Origin of the sequence: Quyinboa ferrireducens, from assembly GCF_042436675.1 — a bacterium.
In the GTDB taxonomy this organism is placed as follows: Bacteria; Bacteroidota; Bacteroidia; order Bacteroidales; family UBA5342; genus JBHJHP01.
In genome coordinates this window covers 61,991-86,131 of record NZ_JBHMVA010000013.1, presented here as the reverse complement: position 1 = coordinate 86,131, position 24,141 = coordinate 61,991, and the positions used below count along the sequence as shown (strand labels likewise).

At 38.1% G+C, this 24,141-nt stretch carries 25 protein-coding genes; 15 read left to right on the top strand and 10 right to left on the bottom strand.

Annotated features, from left to right (window positions below):
- Positions 1 to 71 precede the first annotated feature (71 nt).
- Positions 72 to 704, top strand: a complete 633-nt coding sequence (locus tag ACE01N_RS16355; protein WP_380591370.1) for a redox-sensing transcriptional repressor Rex — start codon at positions 72 to 74, stop codon at positions 702 to 704.
- Here the strand turns inward: ACE01N_RS16355 and ACE01N_RS16350 are convergent.
- Complete coding sequence (locus ACE01N_RS16350; protein ID WP_380591367.1) at positions 701 to 1,834, bottom strand: alkaline phosphatase; 1,134 nt, start codon at positions 1,832 to 1,834, stop codon at positions 701 to 703. The genes ACE01N_RS16355 and ACE01N_RS16350 overlap by 4 nt on opposite strands.
- Before the next feature lie 106 nt (positions 1,835 to 1,940).
- Between ACE01N_RS16350 and yaaA the strand changes: the two genes are divergently transcribed.
- The gene (yaaA, locus tag ACE01N_RS16345; protein ID WP_380591364.1) at positions 1,941 to 2,693 is read left to right on the top strand and encodes a peroxide stress protein YaaA; all 753 of its coding nucleotides are present in this window, start codon (positions 1,941 to 1,943) and stop codon (positions 2,691 to 2,693) included.
- A 4-nt stretch (positions 2,694 to 2,697) separates the two neighbouring features.
- On the opposite strand, the gene folK is transcribed toward yaaA, so the two are convergent.
- The 7 genes from folK to ACE01N_RS16310 all read right to left on the bottom strand — a co-directional run bounded on the left by folK (position 2,698) and on the right by ACE01N_RS16310 (position 8,335).
- A complete protein-coding gene (folK, locus tag ACE01N_RS16340) occupies positions 2,698 to 3,198 on the bottom strand; it encodes a 2-amino-4-hydroxy-6-hydroxymethyldihydropteridine diphosphokinase (protein WP_380591361.1) in 501 nt (166 codons plus the stop codon).
- A gap of 3 nt (positions 3,199 to 3,201) precedes the next feature.
- The gene (locus tag ACE01N_RS16335; RefSeq protein ID WP_380591358.1) at positions 3,202 to 3,810 is read right to left on the bottom strand and encodes an NUDIX hydrolase; all 609 of its coding nucleotides are present in this window, start codon (positions 3,808 to 3,810) and stop codon (positions 3,202 to 3,204) included.
- Positions 3,811 to 3,812: 2 nt separating this feature from the next.
- Positions 3,813 to 4,319: a 5-(carboxyamino)imidazole ribonucleotide mutase gene (gene purE, locus ACE01N_RS16330; protein WP_375728640.1), complete on the bottom strand. Its 507-nt coding sequence runs from the start codon at positions 4,317 to 4,319 to the stop codon at positions 3,813 to 3,815.
- A gap of 46 nt (positions 4,320 to 4,365) precedes the next feature.
- Positions 4,366 to 4,998 carry an HAD family hydrolase gene (locus ACE01N_RS16325; RefSeq protein ID WP_380591354.1) on the bottom strand — a complete coding sequence of 211 codons (633 nt, stop codon included), beginning with the start codon at positions 4,996 to 4,998 and terminating at the stop codon, positions 4,366 to 4,368.
- Positions 4,999 to 5,431: 433 nt separating this feature from the next.
- Positions 5,432 to 6,730 (bottom strand): hypothetical protein, encoded by a 1,299-nt coding sequence (locus tag ACE01N_RS16320; RefSeq protein WP_380591351.1) that lies wholly within the window; start codon positions 6,728 to 6,730, stop codon positions 5,432 to 5,434.
- Positions 6,731 to 6,760: 30 nt separating this feature from the next.
- Positions 6,761 to 7,747: a FecR family protein gene (locus ACE01N_RS16315; RefSeq protein ID WP_380591348.1), complete on the bottom strand. Its 987-nt coding sequence runs from the start codon at positions 7,745 to 7,747 to the stop codon at positions 6,761 to 6,763.
- A gap of 36 nt (positions 7,748 to 7,783) precedes the next feature.
- Positions 7,784 to 8,335 carry an RNA polymerase sigma-70 factor gene (locus ACE01N_RS16310; protein ID WP_380591345.1) on the bottom strand — a complete coding sequence of 184 codons (552 nt, stop codon included), beginning with the start codon at positions 8,333 to 8,335 and terminating at the stop codon, positions 7,784 to 7,786.
- A gap of 187 nt (positions 8,336 to 8,522) precedes the next feature.
- Between ACE01N_RS16310 and ACE01N_RS16305 the strand changes: the two genes are divergently transcribed.
- The 7 genes from ACE01N_RS16305 (at position 8,523) to hydE (ending at position 17,531) form a co-directional block, all read left to right on the top strand.
- Positions 8,523 to 11,024: a PAS domain-containing sensor histidine kinase gene (locus ACE01N_RS16305; RefSeq protein ID WP_380591342.1), complete on the top strand. Its 2,502-nt coding sequence runs from the start codon at positions 8,523 to 8,525 to the stop codon at positions 11,022 to 11,024.
- A gap of 61 nt (positions 11,025 to 11,085) precedes the next feature.
- Positions 11,086 to 11,895: a hypothetical protein gene (locus tag ACE01N_RS16300; protein ID WP_380591339.1), complete on the top strand. Its 810-nt coding sequence runs from the start codon at positions 11,086 to 11,088 to the stop codon at positions 11,893 to 11,895.
- 168 nt (positions 11,896 to 12,063) lie between these two features.
- Positions 12,064 to 12,309 (top strand): TM1266 family iron-only hydrogenase system putative regulator, encoded by a 246-nt coding sequence (locus ACE01N_RS16295; RefSeq protein WP_380591336.1) that lies wholly within the window; start codon positions 12,064 to 12,066, stop codon positions 12,307 to 12,309.
- A 10-nt stretch (positions 12,310 to 12,319) separates the two neighbouring features.
- On the top strand, positions 12,320 to 13,744 hold the full coding sequence (hydG, locus tag ACE01N_RS16290; protein ID WP_380591333.1) for a [FeFe] hydrogenase H-cluster radical SAM maturase HydG: 1,425 nt from the start codon (positions 12,320 to 12,322) through the stop codon (positions 13,742 to 13,744).
- Positions 13,745 to 13,754: 10 nt separating this feature from the next.
- Positions 13,755 to 15,194, top strand: coding sequence for a lyase family protein (locus tag ACE01N_RS16285; protein ID WP_380591330.1), 1,440 nt, complete (start codon positions 13,755 to 13,757; stop codon positions 15,192 to 15,194).
- Between the two features lie 9 nt (positions 15,195 to 15,203).
- Positions 15,204 to 16,430 carry a [FeFe] hydrogenase H-cluster maturation GTPase HydF gene (gene hydF, locus ACE01N_RS16280; RefSeq protein ID WP_380591327.1) on the top strand — a complete coding sequence of 409 codons (1,227 nt, stop codon included), beginning with the start codon at positions 15,204 to 15,206 and terminating at the stop codon, positions 16,428 to 16,430.
- 15 nt (positions 16,431 to 16,445) lie between these two features.
- On the top strand, positions 16,446 to 17,531 hold the full coding sequence (hydE, locus tag ACE01N_RS16275; protein ID WP_380591324.1) for a [FeFe] hydrogenase H-cluster radical SAM maturase HydE: 1,086 nt from the start codon (positions 16,446 to 16,448) through the stop codon (positions 17,529 to 17,531).
- Between the two features lie 79 nt (positions 17,532 to 17,610).
- On the opposite strand, the gene rbr is transcribed toward hydE, so the two are convergent.
- Positions 17,611 to 18,186 (bottom strand): rubrerythrin, encoded by a 576-nt coding sequence (gene rbr / locus ACE01N_RS16270; RefSeq protein ID WP_380591321.1) that lies wholly within the window; start codon positions 18,184 to 18,186, stop codon positions 17,611 to 17,613.
- Between the two features lie 47 nt (positions 18,187 to 18,233).
- On the bottom strand, positions 18,234 to 19,016 hold the full coding sequence (locus ACE01N_RS16265) for a flavin reductase (protein WP_380591318.1): 783 nt from the start codon (positions 19,014 to 19,016) through the stop codon (positions 18,234 to 18,236).
- Between the two features lie 332 nt (positions 19,017 to 19,348).
- Here ACE01N_RS16265 and ACE01N_RS16260 point away from each other — a divergent pair, with 332 nt between their 5' ends.
- Genes ACE01N_RS16260 through ACE01N_RS16235 form a run of 6 tightly spaced genes read left to right on the top strand, consistent with a single transcriptional unit; the run spans position 19,349 to position 24,141 of the window.
- Positions 19,349 to 19,687 carry a cation transporter gene (locus ACE01N_RS16260; RefSeq protein WP_375728654.1) on the top strand — a complete coding sequence of 113 codons (339 nt, stop codon included), beginning with the start codon at positions 19,349 to 19,351 and terminating at the stop codon, positions 19,685 to 19,687.
- Positions 19,688 to 19,708: 21 nt separating this feature from the next.
- Positions 19,709 to 20,680, top strand: a complete 972-nt coding sequence (locus ACE01N_RS16255; protein ID WP_375728655.1) for a 4Fe-4S dicluster domain-containing protein — start codon at positions 19,709 to 19,711, stop codon at positions 20,678 to 20,680.
- An 11-nt stretch (positions 20,681 to 20,691) separates the two neighbouring features.
- Positions 20,692 to 22,041 carry an NrfD/PsrC family molybdoenzyme membrane anchor subunit gene (gene nrfD / locus ACE01N_RS16250; RefSeq protein ID WP_380591314.1) on the top strand — a complete coding sequence of 450 codons (1,350 nt, stop codon included), beginning with the start codon at positions 20,692 to 20,694 and terminating at the stop codon, positions 22,039 to 22,041.
- Between the two features lie 10 nt (positions 22,042 to 22,051).
- The gene (locus ACE01N_RS16245) at positions 22,052 to 22,957 is read left to right on the top strand and encodes a c-type cytochrome (protein WP_380591311.1); all 906 of its coding nucleotides are present in this window, start codon (positions 22,052 to 22,054) and stop codon (positions 22,955 to 22,957) included.
- Positions 22,958 to 22,976: 19 nt separating this feature from the next.
- Positions 22,977 to 23,369: a DoxX family protein gene (locus ACE01N_RS16240; RefSeq protein ID WP_380591309.1), complete on the top strand. Its 393-nt coding sequence runs from the start codon at positions 22,977 to 22,979 to the stop codon at positions 23,367 to 23,369.
- A gap of 1 nt (position 23,370) precedes the next feature.
- Complete coding sequence (locus ACE01N_RS16235) at positions 23,371 to 24,141, top strand: SCO family protein (protein ID WP_380591306.1); 771 nt, start codon at positions 23,371 to 23,373, stop codon at positions 24,139 to 24,141.

Sequence of the window (24,141 nt, the reverse complement as noted above, 5' to 3'; positions counted from 1 at the left end):
AATAATGAATTATTTCCTTATTATTTTTTTTTCTATTTTTGTATGTATATTTTTATATATCAAAAAATAACATGATAGGTAAAGTTCCGGAGCCAACTATTCGAAGACTACCGTTTTACTTGGCACATATAAAATTATTAAGTAACAGTGGGCAGCAATTTATCTCCTCTACACAGTTGGCTAAAGATATTGGTGTTGACTCTTCGCAGGTAGCCAAGGATCTTTCATTCATTGACATTACGGGAAAAACCCGAGTAGGATATGAAATCAAACCTTTGATTGAAGTGCTTGAAACCTTTCTCGGGTTCAGCGTAAAACATAAAGCATATTTATTTGGAGCCGGGAGTCTTGGCTCAGCCCTGCTACAGGATACCGGACTAAGGCAATTTGGTCTTTATCTTTCCGCCGCATTCGATGTAAATCCGGATATTGTTGGCACAACGGTCAACGGAGTGCCTATACGTCATGTAGATGAATATTTTGAAGTCAGGAAAAAAACCGGAGTTGAAATAGGAATATTAACAGTTCCTGCAGAAAAAGCTCAGGATGTGGCAGACTTTATGATTGAAGGCGGCATCCGTGGGATCTGGAATTTTACACCGGTAAAGATTAAAGTACCCAAAAAAGCAGTGGTTCAAAACACATCACTTTATGCGCATCTGGCCCTTATTTTTAATAAACTGATACACGGCGATAACTATTAACGGGTTATCAGTTCCTTCATTTTTTTGAAAATTTCAGTATTATCCATTATTCCCCTGAATTCTTCAGAACCTGGCCCCCACGCAAATACCGGCACCATAACACCAGTATGTGATTTTGTAGTATAAGCAGCCTGTATCTCTCCTTCTGAATAACTTCCACCGGCAATTGCCATTCCTCCTGTTTCATGATCCGCAGTAATAATGACCAGTGTATTTTTATCCTTTACAGCAAACTTTAATGCTTCCCCTATGGTATAATCAAAATCAAGCATCTCTCCTACTATATAATCCGTATTATTGGCATGGCCTCCCCAATCAATCTGCGAACCTTCAACCATAAGGAAAAATCCTTTTTTATTGTTGTCAAGAATATCAATTGCCGTTTCTGCCGCCCTGGGCAACATATCTCCTCTTTCATCAAATGGCGGATTATGCCCTGTTGCTGTTAGTCCTACCAGCTTCCCGTCCTTTACTTTTTCTATCTCATTCATATCGGTCATAACCTGATATCCTTCATCTTTAAATTTTTTGAGGAGGTTTCTGCCATCCTTTCGTTTTGCAAAATTATCATATCCACCACCTATAATAACTTCAAAATCCGTATTCATAAAATCCGCTGCAATATCCTCATACATATTTCTGGATGCCTGGTGTGCAATAAAACTAGCCGGTGTGGCATGCGTTATAGAAGATGTTGAAACCAGACCTGTACTTTTCCCAAGCTTCTCAGCAATTTCAAGAATTGTTTCAACAGGAACTGAATCCGGTGCCATGGCTATCATTCCGTTCTTTGTTTTATGACCACTGGATAAAGCAGTTCCTCCTGCTGCAGAATCCGTAATGTAATTATCGGCAGAATAAGTTTTGGAAAAACCCGTATTTTTAAAATAATTCAAATATAAAAGCCCTTTATTTACGGTCATTCCCGCCTGTATCTCTGCGATTCCCATACCATCACCAATAAGTAAAATAATGCTTTTAGGCTTTTTCCCTTCTTTTATGTCTGGAAGATTCAGTTTATCAACTTTGTAAACAGGAAATTTATTACTTTTAATTTCCTCGTTATAATGAAACTGGGCAGTTACATTTAAACCTATTAACACAAGTAATACTGATAGTGCGTATTTCATCTTTTTTAGATTTTAAGCTTCGAAAGAAATGAATATCTTTTATTTTAGCAAATTTAAAGTATAAACAATTTTGTTTGAATGTTAGTTGTATTAAAAAACTGTTACAATGATCATAATAATCTCTCCAGCCAAAACAATTGTAAACGATCTGCCTTGCAGCACCGATCATTCAACTGATCCCGTCTTTGAACATGAGGCCAACAGGTTGGCAGCTCACCTCAAACAATATACAACCAGCGATCTGATCGAACTTATGGGAATAAGCAAGAAACTTGCCATTTTAAACTATGAACGTTTTCAGGCTTGGGATCAGCCTGACCTTGAAAGACTTAAAGCTATCTGCGCATTTAAAGGAGAGGTTTTTAACGGTTTAAGGGGATGGGATTTTAACGAAGAAGAACTAAAATATGCACAGGACCATTTGCGTATATTATCCGGACTATTTGGTATACTGAAGCCATTGGACAAAATAAAACCTTACAGGCTGGAAATGAGTACCGAAATGGATTTTGGATCGTTATATGAATTTTGGGGTGATAAGATCACAAACGAAATAAACAAGCAAATTTCAGTTGTAGGCGGACCGGTGATCAATCTGGCAAGTAAGGAATATTACAGGGCCCTTAATCCACAAAGACTCTGTGCACCTGTTATAACACCTGATTTTAAAGATCTTAAAAATGGTTCGTATAAAATAATCGCCATTTATGCAAAAAAAGCCCGCGGATTAATGAGTAGGTTTATACTCCGGAACAAAATAACGGATCACGAAGATCTTAAAGCGTTTAACGAAGAGGGATACTACTTCAACAGCCATTTAAGCACGACTGAAAATCCTGTGTTCACAAGGGAAGTTTAAAAAATCACATACTACGGGCAGAATACACTTTATTCGTATCAATACAAGCATGTAGCAATGCAGCTACCGAGACTTTTTTTGTTGGATGTACCATTTGGGAAGCGATCTCGTTCAACGGTTCAAGCACAAAACGTCGCTTGTGCATATGTGGGTGCGGAATAATCAATTCCGGATCATCAAACATAATGAGATTATCGTAAAAAATGATATCAATATCAACAACGCGGTCCGTATATTCGCCATTAAAAGATTTACTTGTTCTTCCAATGGCTGTTTCAATATCCTTGATTTCGCTCAAAATATCGTACGGTGCAAGTTTTGTTGAAACAATCAGGGCCTGGTTAATAAAAGGAAGATCCGAATCGAATCCCCAGGGCTCAGACTCATAATATGAACTGGAAACCAATACATCACCAATTTTCTCCTCTATCTCTCTCTGCGCTTCTGAAAGGGAATAATATCTGTTCCCTACATTGCCGCCGGTAACCAATGTAACAATTGCCATTTTTTAAATCTTCTCAATAACATCTCTTACAGACCTGTAGGTATTAAGCAATACCGTATCTAAATCCGTTTTATTAAGCCATTCAGCCTTTAAAATATCTTCCTCTAACTGTGGTTTTAAATGCAAATCCGCTGTTGTCATTTTATACCAATAGGTCTTTTTTAAAACCCTTTTATCCTTTAAATGATAGGTGTGATATGTTGCAGTTAAAACTTCCCCAATATTACAATCGTTCAGCCCACATTCTTCCTTGACTTCCCGCACAGCAGTATCCTCAACACGTTCACCCTTTTTCTTTTTACCCTTTGGCAAATCCCATTTACCTCTTCTGTAGATAAACAAAACTTCACCCTTTTTATTGTATACTATTCCTCCCGCAGCCTCAATATATTTAAAACAGGATTTTATATGCTCCATCAATTTTTCAATCGATCCGGAACTGTAAAGGATCCCCTGCTTTAACAAATGATTCGAATCAAACTTTTCAAGAAACAACTTCAAATCGCTATGCGAAGAATGTTCATGAATAGCATCAAACCCGGAATCAATCGTATCTTCCAGATTATCAGTAAGTTTTAACACACGGTCATCAAAATAAACAGGGACAATCAAAATCAGTTGGTTTTAAACTTAAACTTAACTTCTTTTAATTCTTTATTTGCCTTCACAATTTTTTCTTTCAGTTCTTCCTTAAACTGAACCAATCTGTTTTGAATTTTTTCATCGCCAACAGCAATCATCTGGGCTGCAAGAATACCTGCATTCATTGCACCATTAATTCCAACTGTAGCCACAGGAATACCGGGAGGCATCTGAACAATTGCCAGCAAAGAATCCATCCCGTCAAGACTGGCTTTAACGGGAACACCAATAACAGGCAGGGTAGTCATGGCGGCAATTACTCCGGGTAAATGTGCGGCCATACCTGCAGCAGCAATTATTACCTTAATCCCCCTATCCTTAGCACCTTTTGCAAATTTTTCTACTTCTTCCGGCGTTCGGTGTGCCGAAAGTGCATTTATTTCGAAAGGAATCTCAAAATCGTCCAACACTTTTGCAGCCTTTTCCATCACCGGAAGATCACTTGTACTTCCCATTATAATGCTTACCTGTGGTTTCATTCTGATATTTTTACTATTCATAAAATAAAGCGCAAAATTATGAAAACTATACCAGCTTGTCAATATAAATAAGCTCAAGCTTTTCACCTTCCGGGATAAATATAGTTTTAAATCCCATCTCTGATGCAGCTTTTATATTGGCTTCACTATCATCAAAAAATAATGTTTCTTCAGGTTTTATGCCTGCTTCGCTAATTACATTTTCAAATGCCCTCTTATCAGGTTTGGCCACCTGCGACATGTATGAACAAAATACCCCCTTAAAAAAATGCTGTGTCCCAACCTTGTCATCGTCATACCGAAACATCGGATGCCAGTAATTATAATGGATCTTACTTGTATTGCTTAATAAATAGAGGTTGTATTTTTGTTTTAGCATTTTTAAAAATTCCAGACGCTCTTCCGGAATACCAACCAGAAAACTGTTCCAGGCATGCTTTATTGAATCATCATCGGCATTGGTTTTATACTCTTTCCTGAACCGGTCATAAAACATGCTTTCTTCAACCCTACCAAGCTCAAGTTCACCCAATAAACCTGTTTGTCCATAAAAACCCAGTCCCTGTCCATTTAAATCCACACCAAGGCTCCGAAATGAGTCAAAGCATTTTTGTTTGTCAAGATCCAGAATCACACCTCCTAAATCGAATAAAATATTCTTCACTTCACCCTTCTTCATGGCCACAAATATAAAAACGATATGCCATATTTTGATGATATCGGAATCGTAATACACTTACATACGCTAAAATCTCTCAGTATTTCATACCTTTGTAAAAGTAAAAAAGGCACCTCCCGCCGGAGTATGCCTTTTTGAACTAAAGAAGAGATGGTGGTTTTCTGTAGTGTATATGGATGCCACCATTTCAACTTTAAGACTGACGAAGATAAAAATTGAAGTTAACCCACTTAATTTGACCAAAATCTCTCAAAGCATGAACTCTTCGTCGTCTCATGAGTGTTTCTTTTCAATCAGAATTTCAAACTATCAATAAAATGATATATCTAATAGCTCTTCACAGATCAACAAACTGAAAAGTCATAATACACCATAATGACAATGTTTAAAATAAAAACACGTACAATTAACTTAAATTTTACAGATTTTTTTGTCAGAATTTAATACCAAGCGAAAAACCAGGTCCTTTTCGCCTTTGCCTTACGGGATAAATCTTTGCATAATCGGAATTCAGCTGCCAATCGTAATTAAATTTGACGAACCAATCAAGATTTTCAGACAGTGGGCTTTCAAAACCTATTCCTAACGACATATATGCACTAATTGGGGACAATGGCAGATCAGATAAAGGAACCAACTCACCATAGGGAGAATCGGACAAAGCCATGCCTTTTGTTGAAAGAAGAAAATCAACGATTAAACCAACTTCACCATAAATTTTGCTTTTCTTAAATACAGGAACCTCCCATCCCATATAAAATGGTATAGACAGAAACATCAATTCGTTTTTACCTGAATATTTATAATCGGTTGTATCCTTTTTATATTCCGGATTGGTACTGTAATGATAAACAGTATCATAATCATAAAACCACAGAGTATCGGAACCTGGAAAATAGATAAATATTGAATCCGTCTTGTAAACTTCCGTTTCCATTGACACATGATAATCCACAACGTTGGAAGAATCTGTTGTAACCGTTCTGAAATTATAAGCAGAATTCCATTTACTTTTTCCGAATCCCAAACCAGTTTTAAAATAGAATTTTTCATTGAGGTTTACCTGGGCTAAAAGACCAATTCTGTAGGTATTAGGATTTGACTCAGCCTGATTAAATAATGAATCAGAATAATCAAGATAATCAGGCATGCCGGTTCTGTTAACACGATAAAAGTTATAATTGTAATATCCTAGTAACTGGATTTTGGGCTTATCCATATACAGAGTATCATATACCGGATAAGGATCTTTCACATAAATGGTATCAAATAACGTATCTGTTTTAAATACGATCACTGTGTCTCTTTTGAGAACTTTTACATGTACTGTATCTTTTCGTAACACGTTTTGAACGAGGGTATCCCTGACCACGATATTCCTGGGACGCAAAGTTGTTGGTCTGTAAATTACAACATTCCTTCCCAATGGATAATATGAAAGCGAATCAGACTGGAGTAAAGAATCCAGGGCATTATAAAGCGGCATATCCTTTACAATAAAGGTTCTTCGCGCCTGATCATTAAATAAACCATCTTTATACGAAAAAACAATGTTGTGATTACGTTCAATGAGGCTTAATATTTCACGAATCTGAGTATTCTGAGCATTTATTGTAACCTTAGTGGTATACAACAATAAATTATCCTGCCCCGAAATTTTAATGTTATTCAGAACAAAAAACAAAAGAAATATATATGGTAAGAGATATAATTTATTGCTCCTCACCCGCATATTAAAGGTTTTTTCAAATATAGTGATTTATTACTGAACGCAACCGTCACCAATAAGAATATACATTTCGCCGTTGTCAATCACTTCAACATTTAATGATTTTTCCAGCATAGTTAAAACCTCCTTTTGCGGGGTATTGTCAATTTTTGTGGTAAGCATGCAATTTTTCAGATTCTGATCTGCAATAACTATTTTTTTATCATATACCTGATTAAGATCTTTAATAACCTGAGATAAGGGTGATGATTCAAATACCAATATTTTGGTAAGCCATGCTTTATAATTTGTATCATTCACTTTACTTTCGCTTGTAGAATGATCACCCCAGTCCACAGTGCACTGATCACCCGGTTCAAGATAGGCAATAAAATTATTATCAGGATAACTGACTTTGACCTTTCCAGTTTCTACAGTTACCGTTGTAACCTGAAGCAAGGTATCATTATGAACATCAAAAGAGGTACCCAAAACTTCAACCTCCACCGGACCTGCCTTCACAACGAACGGATGTTTCTCATTATGATGCACATTAAAGAATGCCTGACCGTTGAGTTTAACTTTTCGTTTTTCCTCTGTAAACCTGGAAGGATAACTTAATTCACTTTCTTTGTTCAGTGTTACCTCTGTTTTATCCGGTAAGTCCTGATTTATAATTTCAACATTTGATGCTACCACAATCTGATTTACATCACGGGTAATATAAAACGTTGTTAATCCAATTCCAACTATGATTAAAATTGTTGCAGCAATTCTCATAAAGGGAGTAAGTAAGAAAACTTTCCTTGTTGAAACAGTATTGTGCATAAAACTTTCAAACGCCTTATCACTGTTGAATTTTACATGTGCTGAATTTATCCTATCGTACAGAGCAAGGGTATTCTGAAAATATTCTTTGTTTGATTCGGATTCCTTTATCCAATTCAGAAGGGCCAACTGTTCATCTCGTGACGCATCGTTATTCTTATAACGTACAATCAGTCGGTCAATTTCATCAATATGTTTAAGTTTAACTATCATCTTTCAGCAAATAGACAACTACCTGTTATTTACTACTTACTCATCCACGAAAAAATTTTTATCCCCCAATGTTTCGCGGAGCTTCTGTAAGCCTTTTACAATATGTGTCTCAACCGTTCTGTATGATATTCCCAGTTGATCCGCAATTTCCTTATGTTTCATGCCTTTAAAATACTTCAGCTTAAAAATCTCGCTTTTCTTGGGAGGAAGATCATTAATCGCATCCATCAACATCTTACTCAAGCGGTCTTCGTATTCTTCAACCGGACTTTCATATGCTATTGCATCAAGTTCAGATTTAATATTATCCGCATGCTTATCTCTGACTTGTCTGTGCTTTAACTCATTAATGCTGTTATTGTGAACAGTCCGATATAAAAAAGACGAAATACTGTTAATTTCAGTAATTTTTTTTCTTTGCTCCCACAGCTTAACCATGGTTTTCTGGACAATATCTTCAGCAGTAATCTCATCCTGAAAGAATTTAAAGGCATAATAACACAAAGGTTTATAAAATTCCTTATAAACTACTGCAAATGCCTGCTTATCACCCTTTGCTATTCTCTCAAGTATTTCTTTATCCTGCAAATTTTGTCCAAATTTTATAGTGCAAGTATAAGCATTTAGAAACAGAGATAAAAATTATTCCAAACAGGGAAAAACGTTCATCTTTCAGTCATCTAAACAAATAACCTTAAAAATATAGAACATGAGATTAGGATTTAACAATAATTTAATATAGATTTGAGCTCAATTAATTTTCAGTTAAAATCTAATGAAATTTTCTGACCGATTGGTAGAGGTTTACAAACCGGATCTTAAAAAAATTCTGTCCGATTTCTCGCATGGAAAAATTGGCATGGAGGATTGTTTAAACCGTATTCAGAAAATCACTCAAACCCAGATCAGCCAAACAAGCGATGCTCTGCTGATCAGTGACGGCAAATACAACCTAATCGCTGAAAACTCAGATGACGTCATCTGGACAATGAATCTTACCGGTGAATTTACCTATATAAGTCCTTCCATAAAAAAACTACGCGGCTTTACAGTTGAGGAAGCGATGCAGGAAACGATAACAGAAACGTTAAGTCCGGAATTCATTCCTGAGGTAACAGAAATGATAAAGGAAGGATTTCTGTACCTTGAAAAAAACAAAGTATTTCCCAAAGTCAATGTGCAGCTAAAACAACTACATAAGGATGGACATGCTTTTTGGGTTGAACTAAACATTAAAGGAATTTATAACGATTCAGGAGAATGCATGGGCATACTTGGCGTTAGTAAAAATATTGATCAGAAAAAACTAACACAGGAAAAGCTGAAAGAAAGTGTTAATAATTTTAAAGGTCTGTTCAACACAGTCAAGGAAGCCATATACATTCAGAATTTACAAGGTGAGTTCTTAGAAGTCAACAAAGGTGCTGAAGAAATGTATGGGTATCCTAAAGATTATTTTATCGGTAAAACACCTGAACATCTGGCAGCCGAAGGCATGAACGACCTTAATATGCTGGCTTTGGCGACTTCTAATGCAGCAAAAGGAGAAGAACAGGAATTTGAATTCTGGGGAAAGCGCTATAACGGTGAAATTTTTCCAAAACTCGTCAGGTTATATCCGGGTCAGTACATGGGTGAACAGGTTATTATAGCGCTTGCAAATGATATCAGTGAAATTAAACGACATGAAGAAGAGATAAAAGCTGACCGAAATCTGTTACAAACAATTATAAACAGTGCTCCGTTCGAAATTTATGTTAAGGATCTGAACCGGAAAAAAATAATGTCTAATAATCAGGGAATTCCTGAGCTAGGCTTAAAAGCCAGTGATTTGAAAGACAAAACTGATGAAGAAATATTCCCCGAAAAACTGGCTGAAAAATTTAAAACCGATGATTTATCTGTTATAAACGAAGGTAAGTCAATTATAAGAAAGGAAGAATGCATCAATATATCCAAAAGGGATAAGATCTGGTATCTTACATCAAAAGTTCCGTGGAAAGACAGCAAAAACAACGTGAAAGGAATTGTTGGATTCGGACTAAACATTACAGACCAGAAAAAAACGGTCAGGATTCAACGCATGCTCTATAATATCTCAATTTCTGCGATTAAATCGGAATCGTTACATGAGCTTATCCAGGTTATTCACAATGAACTGGAAGAAATTATAGACACGTCTAATTTTTTGTGCGCCTTGTATAATGAAGGTAAAGATACGTTATACGCCCCCTACTTTACGGATGAAAAAGATGAAATTGAAGAATGGCCTGCAAAAAAATCCATCACCGGTTATACAATAGAACAAAAACGGCCACTGGTTCTGAAAGAGAAAGACATCCTTAAAATGACTCAGGATGGCACTGTTAACCTGGTCGGTTCAATGCCTAAATGCTGGATCAGTGTTCCGTTAATAGTAGAAAGCGATCCTATTGGTGCTCTGGTAATGCAGAACTACCAGTCGGAGGATGCACTTAACGAAACACACCAGGAGATTCTGGAGCTTGTAGCTCACGAAATGAGCATTTTTATTTACAAAAAAAGGACTGAGGCAGAACTGATAAAAGCAAAAGAAAAAGCCATAGAAAGTGATAAACTTAAATCTACCTTCCTGGCAAATATGAGTCATGAAATAAGAACACCTATGAATGCCATCGTAGGTTTCTCTGAACTTATCAATGATTATGATCTTGAAAAAGAAGAACGGCAACATTACACAGAAATTATTCAACAAAGATCCGTTGACCTGCTGACACTGATCGATGATATTCTTGATATATCAAAAATTGAAGTCGGTCAGATTAAAATTATAAATTCAGAAGAGAATATTCCCGACATTTTACAAAATCTCTATGATAGCTTTGATTTGCTCTGGGTAAAATCTCAAAAATCTTCGGTTGAATTCAAGCTTAATATCGAAACAGATAAGAATCTAAGCACTAACACAGATCCGGCCAGAGTAAGACAGATCATTACAAATTTGCTGAGTAATGCATTTAAGTTCACTGAAAGCGGCAAAATTACACTGGGATGCAAAATGGCAGACACTAATTTCGTAGAGATTTACGTTTCAGATACAGGTGTAGGCATTGAAAAGCACCAACAGGCGATGATATTCGAAAGGTTCAGGCAGGCAGATGAAAAAGCTAGTCAGAAAGGCGGGGCTGGAATAGGTCTTTCAATCTCTAAAGGGCTTGTGGAAATATTGGGAGGTAGAATCCAATTAGATTCAAAACCTGGTATTGGTTCCACATTTAGTTTTACGTTACCTTTGTAATTATTAATCAAACAATTAAACACATCCCTGTTTGATTATGTTATATTTAAAATTGATGATTATGAAAAAACTTAAGCTTATTACTGCTTTGTTTGCAGTATTTGTATCTCTGTCTTTTATAAGTGCACAAAACGGACCATATTCGGTTATAGGAAGCACCAAAGTCTTTACAACAACCCTTGAATATGATGGCAATCCTAATCCGGCTTTTCAGGTTATTTTTGAAGGGGACCGCAAAGATCTTGAAGATGCCTGGGAAGATTTTTTAAAAGACAATTATGATGTAAAGTTAAAACGATCCGGAAGTATACGAGTCGCACCGGATATTCACCTGCCGGACATAACAAATAAAATGGTGACACTTTATTCTTTGGTAAATTCAAAAGCACCCGATGCCGGTTTAATAGTCGCTATCTCTGTCAACAGGTATGAATATTTATCGAAGAAAGAATACCCTGAGGAGAGTGAAAAGATTGAAATATTTATCAAGCGCTTCGTAAAATTCTATCAGCTAAGAATTGTGGAAGATGAAATGGAAAAGATTCAGGATGTTCACGATGATGTGCAATCTGATCTGGAAAAAGCCATGAAAAACAAAGCGGACGTGGATAAGGATATTGTTAAAATGCAGGGGGATATCCTAAAAGCAAAATCTGATGTAAGTAAAAATGAGAAGAAAATACTTGAACTGGAAGCTGAGAATAAAGAACTGCAAAGTGAAATTACTGAATCAGAAAACAACATAGAGCAACTTAAACTTGATTTGGAAAACAAGGAAAAAGATGTTCAGGTTAAGCGGGAACTTTTGAATGTACAGCAACAAAAGCTGGATAAAATAAATGAGAAAAAACAACTGATTCTTTCGGAATAAAATATTCATTAAAATAACCCGGAAAGTTTCCGGGTTATTTTTTCTTTTTAATTAAAGAAATATTTCTCTAATTAAAAGTTTTTCTTACCTTTGCTCCTAATCCGAGGAGTTGATTTATCGGCTTCAAAGATCTTAATGTATGTTTAACTGACCCAAAGGATTTTTCTGATGGAGAAGCGAATAGGAGCTTTGCTCATTGTCATAAAAAATAAGGATCATGTTCAGCAACTGAATACGATTCTCTCTGAACAGTCACCTGTCATCATTGCCCGGCAAGGCATTCCCCTGAAAGAAAAATCGGTTAGTATAATTTCTCTCGTGGTTGAAGGAACAACTGACGAGATTAGTACATTAAGCGGTAAACTTGGACGTTTGGAAGGGATTACCGTAAAATCGGTTTTAGCAAAAGATTAAAGGGAGAACCATGAAATTTACACCTGAAAAGTACACCATTGAAGACAGACCTCATGAACCGTTCATTGATGTCCATGAAATCGAAAACTTTCTGGAAAGACCGCGTCCTTCAAAAGAAAGAATTGATGAAATCATCCGTAAATCCATTTCCAAAAAGCGTTTATCACTTCCTGAGGTAGCCGATTTACTTAATGCCGATGATCCATCATCCGTTGAGCAGATAAAAGCAGGAGCCATGAAACTGAAAGAAGCGGTTTACGGAAACAGAATTGTGCTGTTTGCACCATTATATGTGGGCAATAAATGTATTAATAACTGTCAGTATTGCGGTTTTAGGGTTTCTAATAAAGATGCGGTCCGCCATACATTAAACCACGATGACCTAATCCAGGAAGTAATGGCACTGGAAGACAACGGACAAAAACGTTTAATCCTTGTTTACGGTGAACATCCCATGTACGATGCGGATTTTATTGCCGATTCGGTTCGAACCGTTTACAAAGTAAAAAGAGGCAACGGTGAAATTCGGCGGGTTAACATTAATGCTGCACCACTTGATCACGAAGGATTTAAAAAAGTAAAAGAAGCCGGCATTGGCACTTACCAGATTTTCCAGGAAACATATCATCCCGGAATTTACAAAAAATTCCACCCGTCGGGGAAAAAGGCCGATTACAATAATAGGCTTACTTCGCTTGACAGAGCACAGGATGTTAAACTGGACGACGTTGGTATAGGCGCACTTTTTGGCCTTTACGACTGGAAATTTGAAGTGATGGCTCTGGTGCGCCACACCAATCATCTGGAGGCATGCTACAATATCGGGCCACATACCATATCATTTCCACGCATAAAAGACGCCCTTAACGTAAACCTCGATCAGGATTATTCGGTTTCAGACGAAGATTTTACACGATTGGTAGCTATTTTGCGTTTGGCTGTTCCATATACCGGTTTGATCCTGACAGCGCGCGAAAATGCGGCTCTTCGAAAGGAAGTCATGCGATTTGGTGTATCACAGATTGATGGTGGAACAAAAATAGAAATTGGCGCTTACGCAGCGGCTAAAGCCGATCAACATATTGACAAGGAACAGTTCATGATTAACGACGACAGATCGTTGAATGAAGTTATAAACGAACTGCTGGATAACGATTACCTGCCATCGTTTTGCACTGCTTGTTACAGGCTTGGAAGAACAGGAGAACACTTCATGGAATTTTCTGTTCCGGGCTTTATTAAGCGGTTCTGCTCACCAAATGCCATCCTGACTTTGGCCGAATACCTGGTGGATTACGCGCCGGAAGAAACAGCTGAAAAAGGCTGGAAAGTCATCGAAAAAAATATTTCAGAGTTAAACGGACATGCTAACGTACCCGAGCTTCGTAGCCGGATTGAAAAAATAAAAGCAGGAGAAAGGGACCTTTATTTTTAAACCAGTGTTTATGACAAGAACAGAAACTGATTTTATAGGATCCATCGAAATTCCTGAAGATGCCCTTTACGGCATTAATGCAGTTCGTGCAAAAGAGAACTTTCCGGATAACACACCGTTTCAGATTGAGTGGTATAAGGCCGTTGGAATGGTTAAGCAGGCTTGTTATATTACTGCGGGTAATTTTTTTAAAGCCGCCTCCAGACAATACGATCTTTCAGCTTTCAAGATCAGGATGATTCCGGAAGATCAGCTTAATATTCTTGAGGCTGTAGCTGAGAAGGTTGCACAAGGCGAATGGTTCGACCAGTTCATTGTTCCTGCCATCCAAGGTGGTGCCGGAACCAGCATTAACATGAACATCAACGAGATTATTGCTAATGCGGCTCTGATCCAATCCGGAGAAAAACCAGGTTCCTACTCTGTTATTGATCCGGTGGAACATGCCAATATTTTTCAATCCACAAACGATGTGATTCCTACAGCCTTGAAAGTTGCAGTAATGCGACTGCTAAATCAGCTGGAAGAAGAAATTAACGACCTGCGCCACTCCGTTGAATTAAAAGAACAGGATGGGCGCAATAAACTCCGGGTTGGCTACACACAAATGCAGGAAGCTGTACCGACCTCATTTGGAAGATTATTCAGCACCTACAGCGATGCGTTGTCACGAGACTGGTGGCGGGTTTCCAAATGTTTCGAACGCATTAAACCCGTAAATCTGGGAGGAAGTGCCATCGGATCCGGATTGACAGTTCCCCGTTATGTAGTTATGGAAGTGGTTCAGACATTAAAGGAACTAACTGGCTTACCCGTTACCAGGAGCGAAAACATGCACGATGCCACAGCTAATCTTGATAGTTTCGTGGAGATTCATGCCATATTAAAAGCACACGCCGTTAACCTCGAAAAGATGGTGAATGACCTAAGGCTTCTGGCTTCCGACACACATGTCATTAAAGAACTGGAAATCCCGAAAAAACAGATTGGAAGTTCCATTATGCCAACAAAAGTCAATCCGGTAATTCCGGAATTTGTGATCAGTGCAAGCCATACTATTTACAGCAACGACATGCTCATCACCAATTTGTGTGCGCAGGGTTGCCTGGAACTGAACGCATACCTTCCGGTCATAGGGCACAAACTGATTGGATCACTAAAACTATTAATCGCATCCTGCCAGACACTGAAAAAGAATTTGATCGAAGATATCCGGATCAACAGCGAAAAAGCATATGATCAGCTCATTCATAGTCCGGCAGTGGCAACAGCCCTTCTTCCGGTTTTGGGATACCATAAATCCGCTGAACTTGCAAAAGCTATGACCGCGAATCATAAATCTGTTTTTGAAGCAAATGCTGACCTAAAGCTTATTGAAGCTGAAAAACTGGAATCTCTAATGAAACCTGAAAACCTTTTAAAAGAAGGGTTTTCACTGAAAGATATTTAGGATCATAAGATGAAAGGACGAGAATTAAAACCACATATCGGAATTTTTGGCCGTCGCAATTACGGAAAGAGCTCGATCATTAATGTGCTGACAGGACAGGATATTGCTATTGTTTCAGACACACCGGGCACCACGACTGATCCTGTAAAAAAATCCATTGAAATTCACGGCATCGGGCCGGTAGTTCTGGTAGATACCGCAGGAATTGATGACTCAGGGAGCCTTGGTGAACAGCGCATAAAAAAAACACGACAGACTATTCAGTCTATCGATCTTGGCTTAATTGTAATCAACAACAATGAAATCGGAGAGGAAGAAGTTCAACTTTTTAATGAACTGTACGACTACGGGGTACCGGCACTTTTCATTCATAACAAATCGGATATTGAGCCATTAAAACCTACAACGAAACACACTATTTCGAATAAGTTTAGTGCTCTGATTGAGGATTTTAGCGCAGTTGACGCACAGAATACAGAACACCTGATTCATGCTATAAAAAAAGCTATTCCCGCTACAGCATATCAAACACCTTCCATGTTAGGCGACCTATTAAGTTACGGGGAGATCGTTCTGCTTATAATTCCTATTGACATTGAGGCACCGGACGGAAGATTAATCTTACCACAGGTTCAGGCTATTCGCGATATTCTGGACAACGACAGTGTAGCCATTGTACTGAAAGAACGTGAAGTAGATGCCTTCCTTAAAAAAACAGGTATAAAACCCAAACTGGCAGTAACTGACAGCTCTATTTTTCTGAAAGCCGATGCATCGATACCGAAGAATATACCGCTGACCGGGTTCAGTGTAGTGCTGGCACGCTTTAAGGGTGATTTTCCAAAATATCTGGAAGGTACACCAAAGATCAGTGATCTGAAAGACGGAGACCGGATTTTATTGCTGGAATCTTGTACACATCATGTATCCTGTGACGATATTGGACGGGTAAAAATTCCAAGGTGGATCAGCAATTTCACAGGAAAACAACTGGAGTACGATGTTGTTTCAGGACTAAATAAACTGGAACGACCAATCACAGATTATGCACTGGTGATTCAGTGTGGCGGCTGTATGATAACCAGAAAACAGCTTATTAACCGCTTAAAACCGGCCATTGATGCGGGCATTCCGGTCACCAATTATGGCATGTCCATTGCCTGGGTTCAGGGCATTTATAACCGGGCCATCGCACCTTTTGTAAAATCGGCTGAATCGGTTGAAGATTATCTTTAAATTTTGAGCTCAAACATGCGATCCATATCAGCCATATTACAGTCGGACTTTTTAACTAAAGAAGATATTATTGCACTTTTAACAACTGAAGGTGAGGATAAAAAACTACTTTTTGAAACTTCGTCACGTATTAAAAAGCAATACGTAGATGATATAGTCTATTTCCGTGGACTAATAGAATTCTCCAATGTTTGTGATAAAAATTGCTTTTACTGTGGGATCCGCAAGGATAATGTCAAGATAAAACGCTATAACCTAAGCGATGAAGAAATTGTAAATGCAGCTGTTTTTGCATGGAAAAACAGGTATGCTTCCATAGTAATGCAATCGGGTGAACTGACCGGTTCAACATTTGTAAACCGGATAGATAAGCTCCTGAAAACCATTCATCAAAGAACCAATAGAGAACTGCATGTTACGCTTTCATGTGGAGAACAAAACAAAGAGACCTACCGCCGATGGATGGAAAGCGGCGCCCATCGATACCTGTTGCGTATCGAATCCAGCAATCCAGAATTGTATAAAAAGCTGCATCCCGATGATGAAAAACACCGATTTGAAAACCGGATCAAAGCGTTGAGAGCTTTACAGGATACGGGTTATCAGACCGGAACAGGTATAATGATCGGGCTTCCGTTTCAAACCTTAGAAGACCTGGCAAATGACCTGCTGTTTATGCGTGATTTTGACATTGACATGGTTGGTATGGGGCCATACATCGAACATCGTGACACGCCTCTATACCAATACAAAGATCAGCTTCTATCTGTTGATGAACGCTTTCAGCTCACACTAAAAATGGTAGCCATCCTTCGGATCATGATGAAAGATATTAACATTGCCTCAGCCACAGCACTGCAGGCTATTGACAAAATCGGAAGGGAAAAAGCAATAAAGATTGGGGCCAATGTGATTATGCCCAATATTACGCCCGGGAAATACCGTGACGATTATAAATTATATGAAAACAAGCCCTGCACCGATGAAAATGCTGAAGACTGTTCTAACTGTCTGGAAGCACGCATTGCAATGGCAGAAAATGAAGTAGCGCTGGGCGAATGGGGAGACTCCTTACATTTCAGAATGAGAAACACAAAATAAAAAGCTGCTAAAAACAAGTAGCTTTAAGAGCCAACTTTTCCAAAGTTTAAACTTTGGAAAAGTTAAGCGATTTTTATCATTAATAATTTTCCTCTTTAATTTCGAAAAATGCCTGCGGATGCTGGCATCCCGGACAAACCTTAGGTGGTTTGGTTCCTTCATGTAAATATCCACAAACACGACACTTCCATGTTACCCTGCCTTCGCGTTCGAATACATTTCCGTTTTCAAGATTTTCATACAGTTTTTTATAGCGTGCTTCATGAGCTGCTTCAACTTTTGCGATAATCTTAAATGCCACGGCTACTTCTTTAAATCCCTCTTCTTCTGCTATTTTAGCAAATTCAGGATATAACTCGGTCCACTCTTCATTCTCACCGTTAGCTGCTTCTTTCAGGTTTTCAAGGGTTGAACCAATAACTCCGGCCGGATAGCTGGCAGTAATTTCTACCATTCCTCCTTCAAGAAATCTAAAAAACCGTTTGGCATGAGCTTTTTCATTCACCGCTGTTTCTTCAAAAATGGCAGCTATCTGCTCCAGGCCTTCTTTTCTGGCCTGTTTTGCAAAATAATTGTACCGCATACGGGCCTGGGATTCACCCGCAAAAGCTTTGAGCAGGTTTTGCTCAGTCTGAGATCCTTTTAAACTTTTCATGTGTCTTTATTTATTTGTTGAATTAAGCGCAATACAAGGTAAAATATTTATTTACCTATCACCTCAAACATGTCCTTTGTAGCTCCACAATTGGGACATATCCAGTCATCCGGAATATCTTCAAACGGTGTTCCGGGAGGAATACCACCATCCGGATCACCTTTTTCAGGATCATAAATATAGCCGCAAACAAGACATTGTGCTCCGTTTTCTTCTTTTTCTTCAGTCGTATTATTGTCGCTTACGTCTTTTTTATCTTCCTGATTCTCACTCCGTCTTTGCTCCTCTTCTCGCTCTTCCCTCTCCTTTTTAAGCTTTTTTCTGTCAATATAGGTTGGTGCGTTCGGTGGTGCAATTCCACGTTTTACTGTTCTGTAATAATCATAAGTCAATGGATCCATATCCGGTTCAAGAAGTTCATCATTCATCACTTCTCCCACAAATAAAATATGACTCCCTACATCGAACTGCATGGTAACTTTGCACTCAAACCAGGCTACACACTCGCTCAACATAATTGGCACACCCGTGTCACCATATCTAAAATCAAGGCCTGCAGTAAACTTATCCGTTTTTGAACTTGTTTCGTAACCAAATTGCTGAATGATTGATTTATCGGCCTCCTGTTTTAGAATCGATACCGAAAATACTCCGGTATCATTTATCACTTTGTTCGTATGGTTATTTTTATGACAACTTATTGCCAACTGAGGAGGTTCTGATGTTACCTGAAATGCAGTGTTCGCGATATAACCGCTTTTTTGGTTTTTATCCCCGGAACAGATAACAAACAAACCGTAACTTATTTTATAAAATGCTTCGTAATTCATGATTTCTAAAGATAAGTGGTATGCGTAAAGATAAGGAATCTGAAGCGTTGATAATAATGTTCCTGAAATTTTTTAACTGCTAGTTTTATTATACACAGAACAGCGAAAATGATTTTTGTTAAAAAAACAGATTTTTTGTAAAATTTTTTAACTGTAGCATGAACTTTTCGCTCACTTAATTGTACTTATAAACGATCAATCCTATTTATTTGGTCTGATTAAAATTTTGGGGAAAATTTTTGGTTAATTTTAACCAGTTTAAATAATAATTAGTACTTTTATAAAACGATGTCATAAATATCTCTGACTATCAACCACTAACAGAATTGACTATGCGAAACATTTTTACAGTTCTCTCCCTTGTGCTTATCTTATTAGTTACTTCTTGTAACAGCAAAAAAAGCACCACAACCAACTCTGAAGCTACCGATGCAAAAATTGAATTACAAACCTACAATTTCGATGTTGAAGGTATGACATGTACAGGTTGTGAACAGACCATCCAGGCAAATGTCCGAAAGCTTGAAGGCATTCAACTTGTATCAGCCTCACATACAGAAAAGAAGGCGACAGTTAGTTTTGACCCGGATAAAACAGACACCATTGCCATTAAACAAGCCATAGTTGGTTCGGGTTATACTGTTACAGGAATCACACAATCTTTAGAATAACGAATTTGTAAAAACCCCGATATGAGTGACAAACCGAATAACAATCCAACAGGTCCTTTAAAGGACAGTAGAGCATCCAGAAGGGAATTTGTTAAGAAATTCGGTATTGCAGGTGCCGCTTTCGCCGCAGGTGCTGCTGCTATATATACCGGCCATAAATTTGAGCAGGAAAAAGGAAAGGACGAGTACGTAACTGTATTAACAGACGACAATAAACTGGTTCAAATACCAAAAGATCAGATTAAAAAAGTTAAGCTTGATCTTGATGAGCTTCAGACCCGTGGTCGTGAAGGACTTGAAGGCAAAAGTTGGGTAATGGTAATTGACCTTTCAAAATGCCGCAATGCCAGAAAATGTGTGAATGCATGCCAGACAGCTCACCAGTTACAACCTTATCAGTATCACATTAACACTTTGGTAATGCAGGAGGATGAATCGACAGAACCTTACTTTATGCCAAAGCCGTGTCAGCATTGTGATAATCCGCCCTGTACTGCTGTTTGTCCTGTTAATGCAACATTTAAACGTCAGGATGGGATAGTTTTGATCGACAACGAGCGGTGTATTGGTTGCCGGTTTTGTATGGCAGCATGTCCTTATTCAGCCAGGATTTTCAACTGGAGCCAACCACGTGATCATGAAAAATACGAAGGTCAGGTATACAATATTGAATTGAACGTACCCCAGAAAAAAGGAACAATTTCAAAATGTTTATTCAGTGCCGATAGATTGAGGGAAGGTAAAATGCCATATTGTGTTTCTGCCTGTCCTAATGGTGTATTCTGGTACGGTGATAAAAACGAAGATGCTGTCACCAACGGAACTACTAAGGAGACAACACGTTTCAGTGAATTGATAGAAGAAAAAGGTGGTTACCGCTTGATGCCGGAACTGGGAACTGAACCAAGAGTTTATTACCTGCCTCCTAAAGACAGGACGTTCAAATTCCCGGACGAAAAACCACCGAAGGATAGTTACATCAACGAAGCTTAATCATATTAACTATGTCTGATCACAAAAAAATATTCACTGACGACAATCAAAAACTGAATAAGATCTCATCCGATCTGTTGGGTCATGTGAGAATTAACGGAAGTTTTTTGGCATGGATAGCATTCCTGCATATACTGTTACTGGTTTGTGTAGGATACTATATTTATCAATTAAAAAACGGGCTCGGAGTTACCGGATTAAGGGATTATGTAAGCTGGGGGCTTTACATTGCACACTTTGTGTTTTTTGTTGCTGCCAGTCTGATCGGGATGCTGATAAGTTCTGTTTTAGGACTTATCGGTTATCAATGGATCAAACCGATAGGAAGAATAGCGGAAATTATTGCGGTAGCCTTTTCTGCAGTAGCAGGGTTGGTAATAGTTTCCGACATGGGACGCCCCGACAGGTTACCTTATGTATTTATGTATGGAAGAGTTCAATCCCCTATTCTGTGGGATGTTACAGTTGTAACTACCTATATGGTCATCAGTCTGTTACTCTACTTTTTACCGTTAATACCTGATTTGGCAATAGCTAAAACGCGATTACAGCATGCACCCAAATGGCTGGCAAAAGTGTATGAGTTTTTATCGCTCAACTGGAACCACAGCAGCAAACAATACGATATTCTTTTTAAATCTATGCGAATTCTGCTGATTCTGATTATTCCAACTGCATTTGCTATTCATACGGTTACATCCTGGCTATTTGCAGTAACTCCCAGAGCAGGCTGGAACAGTACAATTTTTGGCCCCTACTTTATCACGGGTGCATTTGTGACCGGAGTAGCAGGAGTTATAATTATGATGTACTTTTTTAGAAAAAATTACAAGCTGGGGAATTATCTCACCGACATGCATTTTGATAAAATGGGGAAACTGTTGGTTTTGGTTTCGCTGGTTTATCTTTATTTCAATATCAATGAATTTCTGGTTCCTGCATACAAGATGGAAAAAGCAGAAGCCGTTCATATACGGGAATTATTTGTAGGTGAACATGCTTTATTATTTTGGGGAACCCAGCTGTCAGGACTGATACTGCCAATTATACTGTTGCTCTTCAGGAAAATGCGTAAGCCGCTGCCAATGCTGATAATATCAATCTTTGTTTTTATGGCATCATGGACCAAACGGTATATCATTGTTGTTCCGGCCCAGGAACATCCGTTTTTACCAAAGATGTATGTGCCTGAAAAATGGATGCATTATGTGCCCACAGCTCCGGAAGTTTTTATCACGCTGGGAACTTTTGTGCTTGCTGTTTTAATTATAACGGGATTATCAAAATTCTTTCCGGTAATACCAATATGGGAAATGGCAGAGGAAGCAGAGAAAAAAGAAACCAAAGAAATTAATGAATAAAGGAAGGATCATGAAATTATTTGCACTTTTAGCACTGCTCTTATTAACCGGGCTTAATTCTTTTAGTCAGGATCCGGACTGGGTTGTCCCCGAAGACAAAACAAAACAGTTAAGTCCGTTTAAATTCACTGACGAAAATGTTGAAGCAGGCAAAAAAATATTTGAAGCAAACTGTACATCCTGTCATGGTCATCCGGGTCAGGGAGATTACAACCACGCCTTAAATCCGGTTCCCGGTGATCCTGCTACCGGTAAAATTCAGAATAACACTGACGGAACACTTCATTATAAAATTACAAACGGCCGGTTATTAATGCCTTCCTTTAAAAATATATTATCATCTACTGACATTTGGAACGTAATTGCATATATAAGAAGTTTTAATCCTGATTATGCACAGGAAGTTGCAAAAAAAATTGTGGAAGGTTCGTTTGGTGGTAAAGATTTAAAGATATTATTACAATATCTGCAGGATAAACAGCAAATACAGGCTTCAGTTACCGGAACAAAAGACGGTGAAAAGATTCCGGTTCAGAATGCTGAAGTCAATTTATTTGCTAAACGTCATTTTGGGAATTTACCTGTTGACGAAGTAAAACGAACGGATGAAGAAGGAACAGTGTATTTTGCAGCACCTAAAGATCTACCTGGAGATACGGCAGGCTATATTAATTTTATAGCTAACCTTCCAAATGAAGATCTTTATGGTACCGTTGAAACAGACACCATACTTCAGGCTGGTGTACCTACTCATCCTGTTAGTTTGAGAGCACACAGAGGTATGTGGAATACCATCTGGATGGCTCCGGTTTGGTTACTGATAACATATTTTACTGTTGTTGCAGGTGTATGGGGATTTATCTTTTATATCCTGTTCCAGATCAGAAATATCTTTCTTATAGGTAAAAATAATTAATCATTTAAATCGTCATGCTATGAAAAACCTCACTTTTATTGGACGGCTGTTATTCGGGATTCCGTTTATTTTTCTTGGTTTGGGTCATTTTATTGAACTGGACTTTTTTACAGCCGAGTTTACGTCATTTATAGCTATTGGTCCGTATACCATTATGTTAACCGGTCTACTACTTATAGCTGCCGGTGTTAGTATTGTAACGAATAAGTTGATACAGGTATCAACCTTATTACTGGCTGCTCTGATATTTGTATTTATTCTGACAATTCATATCCCGAATTATTTAAACGGGAATGAAACAGAAAAAGCGTTTGCCATGATGTCCATGCTAAAAGACCTTTCCCTGATGGGTGGCTCTTTAATTGTGGCAGGTATTTGTAAAGAAAGAAATAAAGTAAAACAAGAAGCTTAACATGTTAAAAAGAGGTCTCATAATTTTTCTCGCTGCCGTTTCGTTTTCTCTCTCGTTTGCGCAGAGTAATGAAAAAGAAGTTGAAATTGGAGTGGTTGAACATCTGAACGATACCATTCCTCTGGATCTTACGTTTCTTAATGAGAATAACGATACCGTTTCTTTGGCAGAACTGGTAACCAAACCAACCATCTTCAATTTTGTGTATTTTGATTGTCCGGGGCTTTGCAGTCCCCTATTAAGTGGTGTTTCAGATGCAGTAAGCAAACTCGACATGAAACTAGGTGATGATTATCAGGTTATAACCATCAGTTTTAATACCAAAGACACACCAGAAAAAGCGCGTGAGAAAAAAGAAAATTTCATTCAAAAAATTAGTAAGGAAAATCGGGATGCATGGATATATCTGACAGGATCTCAGGAAAATATCACTAAAGCAACCCAGGCGTTTGGGTTTAAATACAAACCTACAGGAGTAGATTTTGCTCATCCCTCAGTTATTATTATCGTAAGTCCTGATGGTAAAATCACCAGGTATCTTTACGGCTTATCATTCCTTCCGTTTGATGTTAAAATGGCTCTGATTGAAGCGCAAAAAGGAATATCAAGACCGAGCATCAGTAAAATACTCCAGGTATGTTTTGCGTACGATCCCAAAAGCAGGGGCTATACGCTTAATGTTACAACAGTAGCTGGTGCATTTATACTTGGGATTGCCGCAATTACATTTATAATCCTGCTGATTAAAGGAAGAAAAAAAGTAGTTAAATAA